The organism is Kitasatospora sp. NPDC057904 (assembly GCF_042887925.1).
GTDB lineage: Bacteria > Actinomycetota > Actinomycetes > Streptomycetales > Streptomycetaceae > Kitasatospora.
On sequence record NZ_JBHVOL010000015.1, the window covers coordinates 58492 to 74374 of the forward strand.

13 protein-coding genes are annotated in these 15883 nt (G+C 73.0%); 7 read left to right on the forward strand and 6 right to left on the reverse strand.

Features of this window, described 5'->3' with window-relative positions; genetic code table 11:
* Nucleotides 1-53: 53 nt before the first annotated feature.
* Together ACFVSN_RS31285 and ACFVSN_RS31290 are read right to left on the reverse strand one after the other, a co-directional pair.
* Entirely contained in the window at nucleotides 54-1268 is a 1215-nt protein-coding gene (locus ACFVSN_RS31285) for a pyridoxal phosphate-dependent aminotransferase (protein ID WP_380441582.1), read from the reverse strand.
* Nucleotides 1269-1369: 101 nt separating this feature from the next.
* A complete protein-coding gene (locus ACFVSN_RS31290) occupies nucleotides 1370-2098 on the reverse strand; it encodes a hypothetical protein (RefSeq protein ID WP_387957041.1) in 729 nt (242 codons plus the stop codon).
* A 137-nt stretch (nucleotides 2099-2235) separates the two neighbouring features.
* Here ACFVSN_RS31290 and ACFVSN_RS31295 point away from each other — a divergent pair, with 137 nt between their 5' ends.
* Nucleotides 2236-2907: a prepilin peptidase gene (locus ACFVSN_RS31295; RefSeq protein ID WP_387957042.1), complete on the forward strand. Its 672-nt coding sequence runs from the start codon at nucleotides 2236-2238 to the stop codon at nucleotides 2905-2907.
* 168 nt (nucleotides 2908-3075) lie between these two features.
* On the opposite strand, the gene ACFVSN_RS31300 is transcribed toward ACFVSN_RS31295, so the two are convergent.
* Entirely contained in the window at nucleotides 3076-4677 is a 1602-nt protein-coding gene (locus ACFVSN_RS31300; protein WP_387595942.1) for a chitinase, read from the reverse strand.
* Nucleotides 4678-5067: 390 nt separating this feature from the next.
* On the opposite strand from ACFVSN_RS31300, the gene ACFVSN_RS31305 reads away from it, so the two are divergent.
* From ACFVSN_RS31305 to ACFVSN_RS31320, 4 genes are all read left to right on the forward strand, one after another.
* Nucleotides 5068-5862 carry an isoprenyl transferase gene (locus ACFVSN_RS31305; protein ID WP_363656985.1) on the forward strand — a complete coding sequence of 265 codons (795 nt, stop codon included), beginning with the start codon at nucleotides 5068-5070 and terminating at the stop codon, nucleotides 5860-5862.
* Nucleotides 5863-6075: 213 nt separating this feature from the next.
* The gene (locus ACFVSN_RS31310) at nucleotides 6076-7410 is read left to right on the forward strand and encodes a PhoH family protein (RefSeq protein ID WP_380441591.1); all 1335 of its coding nucleotides are present in this window, start codon (nucleotides 6076-6078) and stop codon (nucleotides 7408-7410) included.
* Between the two features lie 450 nt (nucleotides 7411-7860).
* Nucleotides 7861-8601, forward strand: a complete 741-nt coding sequence (locus tag ACFVSN_RS31315; RefSeq protein WP_380441593.1) for a transglycosylase SLT domain-containing protein — start codon at nucleotides 7861-7863, stop codon at nucleotides 8599-8601.
* Nucleotides 8602-9086: 485 nt separating this feature from the next.
* A complete protein-coding gene (locus ACFVSN_RS31320) occupies nucleotides 9087-10580 on the forward strand; it encodes an AI-2E family transporter (protein WP_387595937.1) in 1494 nt (497 codons plus the stop codon).
* Nucleotides 10581-10669: 89 nt separating this feature from the next.
* On the opposite strand, the gene ACFVSN_RS31325 is transcribed toward ACFVSN_RS31320, so the two are convergent.
* The gene (locus ACFVSN_RS31325) at nucleotides 10670-11212 is read right to left on the reverse strand and encodes an alkyl hydroperoxide reductase (protein ID WP_380441597.1); all 543 of its coding nucleotides are present in this window, start codon (nucleotides 11210-11212) and stop codon (nucleotides 10670-10672) included.
* 3 nt (nucleotides 11213-11215) lie between these two features.
* Nucleotides 11216-11767, reverse strand: a complete 552-nt coding sequence (locus tag ACFVSN_RS31330; RefSeq protein WP_380441599.1) for a peroxiredoxin — start codon at nucleotides 11765-11767, stop codon at nucleotides 11216-11218.
* Nucleotides 11768-11889: 122 nt separating this feature from the next.
* Between ACFVSN_RS31330 and ACFVSN_RS31335 the strand changes: the two genes are divergently transcribed.
* The gene (locus ACFVSN_RS31335; RefSeq protein WP_387595982.1) at nucleotides 11890-12858 is read left to right on the forward strand and encodes a LysR substrate-binding domain-containing protein; all 969 of its coding nucleotides are present in this window, start codon (nucleotides 11890-11892) and stop codon (nucleotides 12856-12858) included.
* 7 nt (nucleotides 12859-12865) lie between these two features.
* Here ACFVSN_RS31335 and ACFVSN_RS31340 read toward each other — a convergent pair whose 3' ends face one another.
* The gene (locus ACFVSN_RS31340) at nucleotides 12866-13495 is read right to left on the reverse strand and encodes a TetR/AcrR family transcriptional regulator (protein ID WP_380441601.1); all 630 of its coding nucleotides are present in this window, start codon (nucleotides 13493-13495) and stop codon (nucleotides 12866-12868) included.
* A gap of 156 nt (nucleotides 13496-13651) precedes the next feature.
* Between ACFVSN_RS31340 and ACFVSN_RS31345 the strand changes: the two genes are divergently transcribed.
* Nucleotides 13652-15844, forward strand: a complete 2193-nt coding sequence (locus ACFVSN_RS31345; protein WP_387595932.1) for an MMPL family transporter — start codon at nucleotides 13652-13654, stop codon at nucleotides 15842-15844.
* Nucleotides 15845-15883 lie beyond the last annotated feature (39 nt).

Consider the following 15883-nt stretch of genomic DNA (forward strand, 5'->3'; position numbering starts at 1 on the left):
CGTCCGGGCCGAGGCTCCGGCCGTAGTGTTCTTCCCGCGCGTTCTTCCGGCGCCTACGGCTGGGCGTAGCCGCTCAGGAAGTCCCCGATCCTGGTGACGGCGTCGGTGATCTCCTCGGCGCGGGGCAGGGTGACGAGGCGGAAGTGGTCCGGCTCGGGCCAGTTGAAGCCGGTGCCCTGGACCAGCAGGATGCGCTCGGAGCGCAGCAGGTCGAGCACCATCTGGGCGTCGTCCTTGATCTTGTAGACCTTCGGGTCCAGCCGGGGGAAGGCGTACAGCGCGCCCTTGGGCTTGACGCAGCTGACGCCCGGGATGTCGTTGAGCAGCTCGTACGCGGCGTCGCGCGAGGCGAGCAGCCGGCCGCCGGGCAGGACGAGGTCGCGGATGGACTGCCGCCCGCCGAGCGCCGCGGCCACCGCGTGCTGGGCCGGCATGTTGGCGCACAGACGCATCGAGGCGAGCACGGTGAGGCCCTCGATGTAGCTGCGGGCGCGGGTGCGGTCGCCGGACAGGACCATCCAGCCGGAGCGGAAGCCGGCCACCCGGTAGGACTTGGACAGCCCGTTGAAGGTGACGCAGAAGAGGTCGGGCGCGAGCGTGGCCAGCGGGACGTGCTCGGCGTCGTCGTAGAGGATCTTGTCGTAGATCTCGTCCGCGTAGACGACCAGCTTGTGCCGGCGGGCGATCTCGACGATCCCCTCCAGCACCTCGCGCGGGTAGACCGCGCCGGTCGGGTTGTTGGGGTTGATCACGACGATGGCCCGGGTCCGGTCGGTGACCTTGGCCTCGATGTCGGCGAGGTCCGGGTACCACTCGGACTGCTCGTCGCAGCGGTAGTGCACGGCGGTGCCGCCGGCCAGCGAGACCGAGGCGGTCCACAGCGGGTAGTCGGGCGCCGGGACGAGCACCTCGTCGCCGTCGTCGAGCAGCGCCGTCATGGCGAGCTGGATCAGCTCGGAGACGCCGTTGCCGAGGAAGACGTCGTCGACGGAGAGGCCGTGCAGGCCGCGGTCCTCGTAGTGCATGACGACGGCGCGGCGGGCGGACAGGAGGCCCTTGGAGTCGCCGTAGCCGTGCGCGGTCGCGAGGTTGCGCAGGATGTCCTGGAGGATCTCCGGGGGCGCCTCGAACCCGAACACGGCGGGGTTCCCGGTGTTGAGCTTGAGGATGCGGTGGCCCTGTTCCTCCAACCGCATCGCCTCGTCGAGCACCGGTCCGCGGATGTCGTAGCAGACGTTGGCGAGCTTGCTGGACTGGATGACCTGCATGCCTGCCTACTTTAGGGCCACGACCGGGCCCCGCGGCGCGTGTCCTGCAACACGTGCGGCGGGGCCCCGCGAGGGCTCCTTCGATCGGCAGGCGGGTGCCGTCAGCCGACCTTCCAAACCAGGGGTGCGGTGTCCAGGATGTTGCCGTACGTGAGGAACGCCGGCGGGTTCTCGTTCGGAACGAGATAGACGGCACACAGCTTCACCGACTGCCCGGGCGCGAGCGTCACGAGCGACTTGGTGTCGCACTGCGGGATCGCCTTCTCCAGGGTCGGCGCCGGCAGCGTGCCCGCCGAGTGGTCCTTCGGCTTCACCCACACCCGCATCATGTAGGCGTCCTGGGCGAGCGCGGTCCCGGCGCGGTTGGTGAACGTCATGTTGACGTAGTAAGGGGTCTTGCCGGTGGCGAGGTCCGGCAGGAAGCCGAACGGGGCGATCTCGTTCGCGGTGCTCTTGGTGATCGAGACGGCCGTGGCGTCCACGGTCGAGCTCTTGCCGAGGTAGCGGCCGGTGCCGCCGAGCGCGAGCGGGTGGTCGTAGCTGACCTGCGTGACGTTGTTGCCGCCCGCGGTGACCGACGGCTGCGGGCCGTCCCCGGGTGCGGCCGGGGCGCCGGATCCGGCGGGCGCGGGGGCGCCGGTGGCCGCGGAGGGGACGGCGCCCGGCGTGGCCGGCGGGGTGGCGGTGGCGGTGGCGGGCGGCGCGGCCGGGTCGCCGGTGCTCGCGGCCGGGTCGGCGTTGTCCGGGCCGCAGGCGGTCAGCAGCAGCGCGAGCGCCGCTGCCGGAACCGCGGCGCGGGCGGCCCGGGTTGTGAACCGGGTCTTCGTCATGGTCGTTCCCCCGTTGGATGATGTGGGTCGGTGGGCCCCCGCCCGCCGGGCGTCCCGCTTGTCATGTGGGCGCCGAGTGAGAGGGGGTTGCGCCGGTGATGCTAGCGGCCGCAGGGGCGGTACCGACCGGTTTTCTGGTGGCTCCGCTGTTGCGGGGCCTGGTGGCCAGGTTCGCCGTGCCCGAGGGCGAGGCGTGGTGCCGGGCCTGCCCGTCGTGCGCGGCTCCGACGCGGCTGCTGCCGCCGACCGGGCGCTGCCCGCGCTGCCGGGAGCGGCTGGGTGCCGGCGCGTGGACGGTCGAGGCCGCCGCCGCGGCCGTCGCGGTCGCGGTGGTGCTCGCGGCGGACGGGTCGTCGGCCGCGGCGGTGGCCTGGGCGGCCGGGCTCGGCGTGGTGCTCGCCTTCGTCGACGGCCGGGTGCGCCGGCTGCCGTACCGGCTGACGCTGCCGCTGGCCGCCGGGCTGGCCGTGCTGCTGGCCGCGTCCGCCGTGGCCGAGGGCCGGCCGGGGGTGCTGGTGCGCTGCCTGCTGGTGGCGCTCGCGGCCGGGGCCCTGTTCGAACTGCCGGTCTGGCTGGGCCTGATGGGCCCGGGGGACTCCCCGCTGGCGTTCGCGCTGGGCGGTCTGCTCGGTTGGTACGGGTGGGGGGTGGCGTTCAGCGGGCTGTTCTTCACCGTCCTGCTGGCCGGCCTGTGGGCGGTGCTGAGGGCCGTCGCCGCGCTGGCGCGCCGCCGTCCGGTGCGCGGACTCGAGGTCCCGGTGGGCCCGTTCCTGCTGCTCGGCACGTTGTCCGCGGTACTGGTGCGCTGAGCGGCCGCGGCACGCACGGACGGAGCCCGCACGGCTGGAGCCCGCACGGCCGCGGCACGCACGGACGGGGCCCGCAGCACCGGTCGCGGTACTGCGGGCCCCGCCGCGGACGCGCCCACCCCACCCTCAAGGAGCGGCGCGTCGCGGGGAATCAGGTCCTGGCGGTGCTCACTGCATCTTGTGGACGAACGGGCCGACGGCGTTGGAGAACGCGTTGCCGTTGTTGGCGTCCCAGTTGGTGGACCAGGTCATCGCGCCGCGGATGGTCGGCCACTTGGCCGGCGGGACGAAGCTGCCGCAGTTGGTGCCGGTGGCCAGGCAGTTGAGCGCGTTGTTCACGACCGACGGGTCGACGTAGCCGCCGCCGGCCGCCTTGGAGGAGGCGGGGACGCCGATGCCGACCTGGTCGGGCCGCAGGCCGCCCTGGATGTGGGTGCAGACCTGCGAGGTGATGAAGTCGACCGTGCCCTGGTTGTAGACCTTGCCGTCGCAGCCGTTCATGCCGCCCGAGTTGTAGAACTGGGTGTTGACGACGGTCAGGATGTCCTTGGTGTTGAGCGCCAGCTGGAAGTAGGCGCCGGCGGTGCTGTACATCCCGATCGTCTCGGGCGCCATCGTCAGGACGAAGCCCGGGCCGGCCTTGGCCTGCAGGGCGTGCAGCGCGTCGCCGAGCGGGCCGGGCTGGACGCCGTTCTCCAGGTCGACGTCGACGCCGTCGAAGCCGTAGTCCTTGAGGATCGCGGCGGCGCTGTCGGCGAAGGCGGCGCCGGCCGTCGCGTCGCCGACGCTGATCGCGCCGTTCTGGCCGCCGATGGACAGCACGACCTTCTTGCCGGCCGCCTGCTTGGCCTTGATGTCGGCCCGGAACTGCGCGTCGGTGTAGCCGCCCAGGGCCTTGGACAGGCCCGGGTCGAGGGTGAAGCTGATCGCGCCGGTCCGGGTGGGCACGGCGTCGGCGAAGGAGACCGCGATGATGTCGTAGGCGCTCTGGACGTCGGCCAGGCGCTGCGGGGTCGAGCCGTTGTCGAAGTTCTGCCAGTAGCCGGTGACGGCGTGCGCGGGCAGCCCGGTGGCCGGCGGCGTGGTCGGCGGGGCGGTCGGGGTCGCGGTGGCGGTCGGCGTGGCCGTGGCGGTCGGCGTGGCCGTCGGGGTGGGGGTCCGGGTCGGCGTCGGCGTCGCGGTGGGGGTCGCGGTCGGTGTGGCGGTGGCCGTCGCGGTCGGGCTCGGCGCCGGGGTGCCGCCCGGGCCGGCCAGGCTCACGTCGTCCGCGAGGTAGGCGGCCTGGCCGTACCAGCCGTGCAGGTACAGCGTGATGCTGGTGGCGTTCGGGCCGGTGGTGAAGGTGGTGGCCAGCTGGTTCCAGCCGGTCTGGTTCGACCACACGCTCGGGTCGGTGGCGCCGGTGCCGCGCGCGCCGAGGTAGACGTACGGGCCCTGGACCCACGCGCTCAGCGAGTAGCTGGAGTTGGGCAGCACGCTGACGGTCTGGGTGCACTCGGCGGTGTCCGCCGATCCCGGGGTGGCCTGGAGCGCGCCGCTGCCGGAGTGGACCGGGGCGGAGACCGCGGCGGCGGTGCCGGTGCAGGTCCAGCCGGCGAGCCCGTTCTCGAAGCCGCCGTTGGTGACGAGCTCGCCGACGGCCGCGCTCGCGCCGCCGGCGAAGAGCGCGAGGCCGGTGCCGGCCAGCGCGAGGGCGGTCGCACCGGCGGCGACGGCCGGGAGGGGGCTGCGCCGGCGCTTGTGCGCGGGCTGGTTCGGCGTACGGGCCATGGGGTGACGCTCCTGGGGGAGGAGCGGCCGCCGCGGTGGGGGTCGCGGCGGCCGCGTGTGGGGGAGGGGAGGTCCGCGGTCATGCTGGTGGGGGAGGGGCCGGGACCGTCGCGTCGATCTCGTTCCGTCCCGGATCAAAAGCTGGACTAGACCATTGCCGGGCGTCAAGCACCGGAACGTCGGCTTACGGATTCCTTAAGGAACCGGAGACCGTTCCGTAGCCGTCGCCGCCGGCCCCGCCCGCGGCCCGCGACATGCACGTCGCGACAGACTTCGTACAGGACCGTGACCAGACCGCTACCTGCGGCTTTCCCGGTCGCCTGCGCGCCGGAGTAGGCTGCGCCGGGGTGGTGACGCACCCGCCGAAATGAGTACGGAGGGGCCGAAAACATGGGTCTGCGCGATGTCGTGGAACGCACGCCGGGGCTGCGCACGCTGCTGCACGGTGCGTACGGGCTCTACGGCCGCCGGGTCGAGGTCCACCTCGCCCGCACTCCCAACCACATCGGCGTGATCCTCGACGGCAACCGCCGCTGGGCCAAGGCCGCCGGCGGCTCCACCGCGTACGGCCACCAGCGCGGCGCCGACAAGATCAGCGAGTTCCTCGGCTGGTGCGACGAGACCCACGTCAAGGTCGTCACCCTGTGGATGCTCTCCACCGACAACCTCGACCGGCCCGCCGACGAACTCGTCCCGCTGCTCGGGATCATCGAGGACGCCGTCACGGGCCTCGCCGCCGCCCGCCGGTGGAAGGTGCACCCGGTCGGCGCGCTGGACCTGCTCCCGCAGCACACCGCCGACGTGCTCAAGCGCGCCGCCGAGGAGACCGCCGGGATCGAGGGCATCACCGTCAACGTCGCCGTCGGCTACGGCGGCCGGCACGAGATCGCCGACGCCGTCCGCTCGCTGCTCCAGGAGCACGCCGAGCGCGGCACGTCGATCGAGGAACTGGCCGGGATCCTGGACCCGGAGCACATCGCCGAGCACCTCTACACCCGCAACCAGCCCGACCCGGACCTGATCATCCGCACCTCGGGCGAGCAGCGGCTGTCCGGATTCCTGCTCTGGCAGAGCGCGCACAGCGAGTTCTACTTCTGCGAGGCGTACTGGCCGGCCTTCCGCAAGGTCGACTTCCTGCGGGCGCTGCGCGCGTTCGAGCAGCGCAACCGGCGCCTGGGCCTGTAGCGCCCGCCGCTCCCGACTGACCCCCCGTAGGGGTGGCCTACCCGGCCGCCGCGCGAGGCCAAACGTTCACCGGCAATGATCCGTCAGTTCGCCGGGGACGCGAATGCACCGCCCCTCGCCTGGGAATACTCCAATCAGTCCGGTCCCGGGGCCACCGGGGCAGCGGGGCCGGCTTGCCGCGGATGACGCAGGGTCATCCGCTCTGGAGGCCTAGTGGTCAGTTCCAAGAGCCGCCGGACACCAGACCGGCGCACGTACGTTCTCGACACCAGCGTGCTCCTGGCGGACCCTCTCGCCATGACCCGCTTCGAGGAGCACGAGGTCGTCCTCCCGGTGGTCGTCGTCACCGAGCTGGAAGCCAAGCGGCACCACCCCGAGCTGGGCTACTTCGCCCGCCAGGCGCTGCGGCTTCTCGACGACTACCGCATCCGCCACGGCCGGCTCGACGAGCCGATCCCGGTCGGCGAGCTCGGCGGGACGATCCGGGTCGAGCTCAACCACTCCGACCTGTCGATACTGCCGGCCGGCTACCGCTCCGGGGGCGGCGAGGCGGACACCCGGATCCTCGCGGTCGCCCGCAACCTGCAGGCCGAGGGCTACGACGTCACCGTCGTGTCCAAGGACCTGCCGCTGCGGATCAAGGCCAGCTCGGTGGGCCTGCTCGCCGAGGAGTACCGGGCCGAGCTCGCGATCACCTCCGGCTGGACGGGCATGTCCGAGCTGCACGTCGCGGCCGACGACGTGGACGCGCTGTTCGCGGCCGGCCACGACGTCTCGGTGGACATCGAGGGGGCCGCCGAGCTGCCCGTCCACACCGGACTGGTGCTCACCTCGGAGCGCGGCCGCGCGCTCGGCCGGGTGACCGGCGACGGCCGGGTCCGGCTGGTGCGCGGCGAGCGGGAGGCGTTCGGCCTGCGCGGGCGCAGCGCCGAACAGCGGGTCGCGCTGGACCTGCTGCTCGACCCGGACGTCGGCATCGTCTCGATGGGCGGCCGGGCCGGTACGGGCAAGTCCGCCCTGGCGCTGTGCGCGGGGCTGGAGGCGGTGCTGGAGCGGAGGCAGCATCGCAAGGTGATGGTCTTCCGGCCGCTGTACGCGGTCGGCGGGCAGGAACTCGGCTACCTGCCGGGGTCCGAGACGGAGAAGATGAGCCCCTGGGCGCAGGCGGTCTTCGACACCCTCTCCGCCGTCACCACTCCGGACGTGATCGAGGAGGTCATCGCACGGGGGATGCTGGAGGTCCTGCCGCTCACCCACATCCGCGGGCGCTCGCTGCACGACGCCTTCGTGATCGTGGACGAGGCGCAGTCGCTGGAGCGGAACGTGCTGCTGACGGTGCTGTCCCGGATCGGCCAGGGCTCGCGGGTGGTGCTCACCCACGACGTGGCCCAGCGGGACAACCTCCGGGTGGGCCGGTACGACGGCGTGGTGGCGGTGGTGGAGAAGCTGAAGGGGCATCCGCTGTTCGCGCACATCACCCTCACCCGCTCGGAGCGTTCGCCGATCGCGGCTCTGGTCACGGAAATGTTGGAGGACATCCACCCGTGATCCACGACTGACCGGGACATAGTCGGACAATCCGGTCAACTTCGCATGTGGGGCCCGCTCCTGACGGAGCGGGCCCCGTCCGTTTCATCACGTCGAGTACCTGTCTGTCCGGAGAACTCCCGTGCGGTGAATGTGACATGCGCCACGCGGGCGGGAATTGCGTCGAACGTGCCCGGTGCGGCATGGTGAGGGTTCTGTCAGGCCCCGCGTACGGCGCGGCAGGGCTTCCGGGCAACCGGAGTCCGGCCCGGAAGGTCCGCCAACTCCGTTCGGTGGACGCACAATTGAAAACCGACGAGCCGTACGCCGCCCGATCTCAACGCCCGGTCGCCTCACCTCGGCCGGACGCCGGGCCAGCACCTCCCGTGACCAGAGCACCTGCGGAGGTCCGTGCCAAGGGGCATGTTGCGTCCGCACGGTCACGCGTGGGCGATGCTGGAAGGAAACCATGTGACTCGGATCTCGGTCCGGGGAGTTGCTGTGGCCTCCGCCACCGCCGTCACCGCCGTCGGTGCCGTCGTGGGTGTGGCCTCGGGCAGCGAGGGCAAGACCACGCAGACGGTCGACGTCGCCGGCGCGACCTTGCTCGCCGAAGTCCCCTCTGGCGCCCAGGCGCAGATCATCAGTGACAACATCGGCCAGCAGGCGTCCTCTCAGCAGGCCTCTGCCGAGGCTGCCGCCAAGGCCGCCGCGGAGCAGAAGGCCGCCGAGGAGGCCGCGCGCCAGAAGGCCGCCGCCGACGCCCAGGCGAAGGCCGACGCGCAGGCCAAGGCCGACGCCGCCGCCAAGGCGGCCGCGGACGCCCAGGCGAAGCGCCAGGCCGACGAGGCCGCCAACCGCTCCAAGGCCCGCTCGGCCCTGGCCGCCACGGACAACAGCGCCCCGCCGGTCTCGGTCAGCCCGGGCTCGGTGCAGGACACCGCGCGGCAGATCGTCGGCAACGACACCCAGTTCCAGTGCTTCAGCCAGATCGTGAAGCGCGAGAGCGGCTGGGACTACACCGCGACCAACAAGAGCTCCGGCGCCTACGGCCTGGTCCAGGCGCTGCCCGGCTCCAAGATGGCCTCGGCCGGTGCCGACTGGCGCACCAACCCGGCGACCCAGATCCAGTGGGGCCTCAGCTACATGAACAGCCGCTACGGCAGCCCCTGCGGCGCCTGGTCGTTCTGGCAGGCCCACAGCTGGTACTAGGAGCCACCCCGCCCCGGCGGACTCCACGCAAGGCCACGGCCCCCGGCCGCTCACCCGCTGAGCGCCCGGGGGCCGTGTCGTCGGCGACCCCGCCGGGGCGGGCGGGCCGCGCCGCCCGGCCGCGCTGACCAACGCGCTCACGGGCGGTGCGGTCCTGGGTGCGGACGCGGGGCGCGGGAAGGGGTCCTGGTTTTGCTTCCCGCACCGGCCGGTCCGCCGGCGGATGGCTGGGGGCCGCTCCGGCTTCGGGGTCTCGCTCCGACTCCTCCCCAGCGTCGTGCATCCGAAACCTCACGTTCCGTCCCCTTTTACGGGCGTTCGCGCGCCGGGCCGGTGCGTTCGAACCGGGGTCGGCCGGGCCGAACCCGCCGGGCGGCCGGACTCGTTCCGCCCCGGGCGGGTAGCGTCATCCCTGACGGCCGTGGCGCGACGCACGGCGTACCGCCGGGTGACGGCGGACCGGCACGGGAGCGGTGGTAGCGAGGATGGCGCGGGGCGGGAAGGCCTTCAAGGCCGTGGCCAAGGGCATGGCCGTGGTGGCGAGCGCGGCCGCTGTGATCGAACGGCGCCGGCGTGCCGCGATGACGGCCGATCCGCACGACGCCGTCGCGCTGCCGGGCGCCCTCCCGGACACCGAGCGGGCCGACCCGCCCGCCGCCGTGACCGCACCGGCCCCGGCCGACACGGCGGGGCCGCTGCCCGTCCCGCGCACCGACTCCGCCCCCGTCGTGGAGGCGCCGCCCGCTCCGGTGGAACCGGCCGCGCCCGCGCCGGTCGCGCCGGGCGCCCAGGGCGCGCACCCCCGGGAGTACCACCCGGGCCGGCCCGCGACGCCCGTCGAGGCCGTGCCGTGGGGCCTGCGGGTCGCCGCCGAGTCCACCTGGCGGCTGCTGCTGCTCGGCGCCGCGCTCTACGTCGTCTTCTACGTCGTCGACATGCTGCGGCTGGTCGCCTTCTCGGTGCTGGCCTCGCTGCTGATCTCGGCGCTGCTGGAGCCCTCGGTCTCCTGGCTGCGCCGCCACGGCGTGCCGCGCTCGCTCGCGGCCGTCGGGGTGTTCCTGAGCGGCCTGGCCGGGATAGGGCTGGTCGGCTGGTTCGTGGTCTGGCAGGTCAGCACGAACCTGTCGGACGTCACCAGCCAGGTCCAGAAGGGCGTCATCCAGCTGCGGGACTGGCTGATCGACGGCCCGCTGCACCTGACCCAGCAGCAGATCACCGACTTCGCCAACCAGATCACCAAGGCGATCACCACCAACACGGACCAGATCACCTCGGCCTCGCTCACCACCGCGCAGATCGCCGTCGAGGTGCTGACCGCGGTGCTGATGACCTTCTTCACCACGTTCTTCTTCATCTACGACGGCCAGAAGATCTGGAACTGGGCGCTGCGCGGGCTGCCCCGGCACTCCCGCTTCGCGATGGCCGGGGCCGGGCCGAAGGCGTGGACGACGCTGACCGCGTACGTGCGCGGCACCGTGTGCGTGGCGTTCATCGACGCGGTCTGCATCGGCATCGGGATCGACCTGCTGGGCGTGCCGATGGCGATGCCGCTGGCCGTGATCATCTTCCTGGGCGCCTTCGTGCCGCTGGTCGGCGCGCTCGTCACCGGCACCGCCGCGGTCCTGATCGCGCTGGTCACGCAGGGCCCGTGGACGGCGCTGATGGTGCTGGTCGTGCTCGTCGCGGTGATGCAGATCGAGAGCCACGTGCTCCAGCCGCTCATCCTCGGGCGCGCGGTGCGGGTCCACCCGCTGGGCGTCGTGCTCGGCGTCGCGGCGGGCGGCATCATCGGCGGCATCGGCGGTGCGGTCGTGGCCGTCCCGCTGATCGCCGTCACCAACACCGTCGTGACCCACCTGCGCAAGCGCAACGAGGCCGGGCAGGCCGTGTTCACCGCGCTGGAGAACGCCCGCGAGGCCGCCGGGCGCACCGCCGCGACCCCGGCCGCCGCTCCCACCCCGGCGCCGGTCGCCGACTGAGTCGACCGAGGCGAACGAGTCGACCGAGACGACGGAAGGGCCCCGCCGGACGGCTGTCCGGCGGGGCCCTTCGGGTACGCGCGTGTCCGTCAGGCGTCGACGGCGGCGAGGGCGGCCTCGGAGTCGAGGACGCCGGCCACGGCCTGGAGCACGGCGGCGATCTTCATCGAGGCCTGGACGACCTCGCGCTCGACGCCGGCCTTGCGCAGCACGGCCTCGTGCGAGTCGAGGCACTGGCCGCAGCCGTTGATGGCCGAGACGGCGAAGCACCAGAGCTCGAAGTCGACCTTCTCGACGCCCGGAGTGCCGATGATGTTCATCCGCAGACCGGCCCGCATGCTGCTGTACTCCTTGTCGGAGAGCAGGTGCAGCGTCCGGTAGTAGACGTTGTTCATCCCCATGACGGCCGCGGCGCCCTTGGCGGCGTTGTACGCCTCCGGGGAGAGGTTGGCCTTGGCCTCGGGCTCCAGCTCGCGCAGCACGGCGGGGCTGCGGGTGGCCATCGCGCAGGAGAGGACGGTGCCCCACAGCTGCTGCGCGGGGAGGTCGGAGTTGCCGATGACCGAGCCCAGGTTGAGCTTGAGGTCCTTGGCGTACTCCGGGAGGGCGGACTTCAGGTCGTCGAGGGCCACGGGTCAGCCCGCCAGCAGGGCCTGGGCGTCGAGGGTGTCCTCGCCCTTGGTCCAGTTGCAGGGGCACAGCTCGTCGGTCTGCAGGGCGTCCAGCACGCGCAGGACCTCCTTCGGGTTACGGCCGACGGAGCCGGCGGTCACCATGACGAACTGGATCTCGTTGTTCGGGTCGACGATGAACACCGCGCGCTGGGCGGTGCCGTCGGCGGCCTCGACGCCGCAGGCCTGCATCAGCTCGTGCTTGACGTCGGCCAGCATCGGGAAGGGCAGGTCGCGCAGGTCCTTGTGGTCCTTGCGCCAGGCGTGGTGCACGAACTCGGAGTCGCCCGAGACGCCCAGGATCTGGGCGTCGCGGTCGGCGAACTCGTCGTTCAGCTTGCCGAACGCGGCGATCTCGGTCGGGCAGACGAAGGTGAAGTCCATCGGCCAGAAGAAGACGATCTTCCACTTGCCCTCGTAGGACTTGTGGTTGATGTCGGCGAAGGCGTTCGCGGCGTCGAGGTCGACACAGGCCTTGAGGTCGAACTCGGGGAACTTGTCACCGATCGTGAGCACGTTCGCTTCTCCTGAAGTGAGACTGCGGGGAGTTGTCCGGATTGCGGACAGGCCTCCACGATTCCACATCGTGGACTGATCAGGGAAATAGCTATACTCGATGTGTCTGATCGGAGAAAGTTATCAATACCCAGTCCGTCGGCGCCTCCGGCCCCGCCCGCAGCCCCCGCACGCCCACGCTCGCCCAGCTCAGGGCGTTCGTCGCGGTCGCCGAGCACCGGCACTTCCGTGAGGCGGCCGCCGCCACCGGCACCAGCCAGCCCGCGCTCTCCGGAGCGGTCGCGGCACTGGAGGAGTCGCTGGGTGCCCAGCTCGTCGAGCGTACGACGCGCAAGGTGATCGTGACACCACTGGGGGAGCGGGTGCACGCGCACGCCCGCCGGGTGCTCGCGTCGCTCCAGGCGCTCACCGAGGAGGTCGAGGCCGCGCGCCGCCCGTTCACCGGGCCGCTGCACCTCGGCGTCATCCCGACCGTCGCGCCCTACCTGCTGCCCGCCGTCCTGCGGCTGGTCCGCCGCCGCTACCCGGAGCTGGAACTGCACGTCCACGAGGAGCGCACGCCCTCGCTGCTGGAGGGGCTGGCCGCCGGGCGGCTGGACGTCCTGCTGCTCGCGCTCCCGGCCGGCGGCGCCTCGCCGACCCGGGACATCCCGCTGTTCGACGAGGACTTCGTGCTGCTGACCCCGCCCGGGCACCCGCTCGCCGGGCGGATCGACGTCCCGCGCGACGTGCTGCTCGACCTGGACGTGCTGCTGCTGGAGGAGGGCCACTGCCTGCGCGACCAGGCCCTCGACATCTGCCGCGAGGTCGGCGCCGACCCGGCCGGGTCGACCACCCGGGCGGCCGGCCTGTCCACCCTGGTCCAACTCGTCGCCGGGGGCCTCGGGGTGACACTGTTGCCCGCGACCGCCCTGGACGTCGAGGCCGGCCGCGCCGACCGGCTCGCCGCCGTCCGCTTCGCCGCCCCCGCGCCCGGCCGGCGCATCGGCCTGGCCACCCGCCCGGGCTCGGCCCGCAGTGCCGAGTACGACCGCTTCGCCGCCTCGCTGCGCGAGGTCCTCGCCGAACTCCCGGTCCGGATCGTCGAGTAGGGCGTGCCTACGGGACCTCCGCCGGCGCCGCCAGGCACAGCCCGACCGTCGTCGCCACCAGCAGGTCGAGCGCCCGCACGGTGTCCGCGTCCGGCCCGGCGGCGGGGTCGGCGCCCAGCGCGAGGTAGCGCGCCGTCAGGCCGTCGAAGCCGCTGAGGAAGTGGACGGCGATCTCGCGCGCCGGCATCGGCAGGGTCAGTCCGTGCGCCGCCGCGAGGGCGGTGAGCATCTCGGTCGCCGTGCCCTCGACCTCGCGCTGGAGCGCGAGCATGATCTCCTGCAGGTCGGCGTCGCGCATCGCCAGCGCGCCGAACTCGCTGAGCAGCACGCAGCGCCCCTCCTCGCCGGTGGCGGCGTCCCAGAGCGCGTGCACGAGCGTGCGGACCTGCTCGCCGAACGGGCCGTCACCGGGGGAGGCCGCCCGGACCTGGCCGATGAAGTCGGCGGTCAGCTGCTCGACGACGGCCCGGTAGAGGTCCTTCTTGGTACCGAAGGTGTAGTGCACCGTCGCCTGGGCCACGCCGAGCTCGGCCGCGATCGCCCGGGTGCTGCCGGCCGCGATGCCCTCGCGGCTCATCAGGTCGAGGGCGGCCTGCACCAGCTGGGGCCGCCGTTCTGCGGCGGGGACGTGTGCCATCCAGCCAGGGTATCGCCATGGTCGGACAACTGTGTCGAACGATTCCGTCGATTGCTCGTGTCGCTCGACTTTGTCATCCGACAAAGTCGAGCGTACGGTGGATCCGAGACCTGGTCAGGCACCCGCCTGCCCGACGACCGGACCGAAGGGTCAGCCATGGCCACGTACCTGTACCGATTGGGCCGCTCCTGCTTCCGGCGCAGGCGGGCCGTCCTGGCCGTCTGGATCGCCGTGCTGATCGCCGTCGGCGGGGCCGCCGGGGCGTTCGCGGGCAAGACGAGCAACGAGTTCAAGGTCCCCGGCACCGAGGCGCAGGCGACCCTCGACCGGATCAAGGACGCCTTCCCGCAGCAGGGCCACGGCTCCGCGCAGATCGTCTTCGCCGCCCCGGCGGCCGACGGCGTCAAGGCGCCGGACGCGGGCCGCGCGGTGAGCGAGGCCGTCCACCGGATCGCCGCCGTCCCGGGCGTGGCCGCCGCGCCCGACCCGTACGCCACCGGCGCGGTCTCGCCGGACGGCAAGGTCGCGATCGCGCTGGTCTCCTTCGACCGCAAGCTCGGCGACATCACCGACCAGCAGCGCGACGCGGTCAGGGCGGCCGCCGAACCGGCCCGCGCGGCCGGGCTGGACGTCGCCTTCGGCGGCGACGCGTACAACCGGATGGCCCAGGTCGACGGCGGCGAGGCGATCGGCCTCGCGGTGGCCGGCGTGGTGCTGGTGATCACCCTCGGCTCGCTGGTCGCCGCCGGACTGCCGCTGCTCACCGCGCTGGTCGGCGTCGGTGCCGCGATGGCCGGACTGCTCGCGCTCACCGGCTCGTTCGAGATCATCACCACCGCGCCGGTGCTGGCGCTCATGGTCGGGCTCGCGGTCGGGATCGACTACGCGCTGTTCATCCTCTCCCGCCACCGCCGCCACCTGGGCGAGGGCCTGACGCCCGAGGAGGCCGCGGCCCGCGCCACCGCGACCGCGGGCAGCGCCGTCGTGTTCGCGGGCCTGACCGTCGTCGTGGCGCTCGCCGGGCTCGCCGTCGCGGGCGTCCCGTTCCTCACCGTGATGGGCCTCGCCGCCTCCGGCGCCGTCGTCGTGGCCGTCCTGGTGGCGATCACGCTGCTGCCCGCGCTGCTCGGCTTCGTCGGCCGCCGGATCGACCGGCTGCCGGTCTGGCGGCGGGCCATGCGCACCGGCGGCACGACCACGATGGGCGAGCGCTGGGCCGGTTTCGTCGTGCGCCGCCCGCTGCCCGTCCTGCTCGTCGGCCTGGCCGGGCTCGGGGCCCTCGCGGTGCCCGCCGCGAGCCTCGGCCTCGGCCTGCCGGGCGGCGGTTCACAGGCCGCGGGGACGGACGCGCGCAAGGCGTACGACCTGGTGAGCGAGGGCTTCGGGCCCGGGTTCAACGCGCCGCTCGTCGTCGTGGTGGACGCGAAGGGCACGCCGCAGCCCGAGCGGGCCGTGCAGGGCGTGGCGGCGCAGCTGCAGACGCTGAAGGGCGTGCAGACGCTGCTGCCGCCGGCCGTCGACCCGGCCAGTGGGACGGCCCTGCTGACCGTCATCCCGCGGACCGGGCCCGACGACGAGGCCACCAAGTCGCTCGTCAACGAGATCCGCGCCCAGCGCGCGGAGTTGAAGGCCTCGACCGGCGCCGGCATCGCCGTCACCGGCACCACGGCCGCCAACATCGACGTCTCCACCAAGCTCGGCCAGGCGCTGCCGCCCTTCCTCGCGGTCATCGTCGGCATCGCGATGGTGCTGCTGGCGCTGGCGTTCCGCTCGGTGCTCGTCCCGCTCAAGGCGGTGGCCGGGTTCCTGCTCAGCATCACCGCCTCGCTCGGCGCGGTGGTCGCGGTCTACCAGTGGGGCTGGCTGGACGGCCTGATCGACGTGCCGAAGGTCGGCCCGGTGGTGAGCTTCGTGCCGATCCTGCTGATCGGGGTGCTGTTCGGGCTGGCGATGGACTACGAGCTGTTCCTGGTCTCCGGGATGAAGGAGCAGCACGTCCACGGCGCGGCGCCGCGCGAGGCCGTGGTGGCCGGGGTGCGGGGCGGCGCCCGGGTGGTGACGGCGGCCGCGCTGATCATGGTGGCGGTGTTCGGCTCGTTCGTCTTCGGCCACGACCCGATCGTCCAGCCGATCGGCTTCGCCCTCGCGGTGGGCGTGCTGGTGGACGCCTTCGTCGTGCGGATGGCGCTGGTGCCGGCCGCGATGGCGCTGTTCGGCGAGGCCGCGTGGTGGTTCCCGAAGCGGCTGGAGAAGGTCGTGCCGCGGGTGGACATGGAGGGCGAGCAGCTGATCGCCCGTCTGGACCGGGAGCGGGTGTCCGGGGCGGCGAAGGAACCGGCCGGGGTCTGACCGGCCCCACGAGCCGGGCCCGGCGGGATCACTTCCCGC

What these genes read in the sequence shown, in the direction of transcription:
- ACFVSN_RS31345 (WP_387595932.1), top strand. Translation starts at nt 13,652, where the DNA reads ATGGCCACGTACCTGTACCGATTGGGCCGCTCCTGCTTCCGGCGCAGG.
- ACFVSN_RS31320 (WP_387595937.1), top strand. Translation starts at nt 9,087, where the DNA reads ATGGCGCGGGGCGGGAAGGCCTTCAAGGCCGTGGCCAAGGGCATGGCC.
- ACFVSN_RS31290 (WP_387957041.1), bottom strand. Translation starts at nt 2,098, where the DNA reads ATGACGAAGACCCGGTTCACAACCCGGGCCGCCCGCGCCGCGGTTCCG.
- ACFVSN_RS31305 (WP_363656985.1), top strand. Translation starts at nt 5,068, where the DNA reads ATGGGTCTGCGCGATGTCGTGGAACGCACGCCGGGGCTGCGCACGCTG.
- ACFVSN_RS31285 (WP_380441582.1), bottom strand. Translation starts at nt 1,268, where the DNA reads ATGCAGGTCATCCAGTCCAGCAAGCTCGCCAACGTCTGCTACGACATC.
- ACFVSN_RS31340 (WP_380441601.1), bottom strand. Translation starts at nt 13,495, where the DNA reads ATGGCACACGTCCCCGCCGCAGAACGGCGGCCCCAGCTGGTGCAGGCC.
- ACFVSN_RS31300 (WP_387595942.1), bottom strand. Translation starts at nt 4,677, where the DNA reads ATGGCCCGTACGCCGAACCAGCCCGCGCACAAGCGCCGGCGCAGCCCC.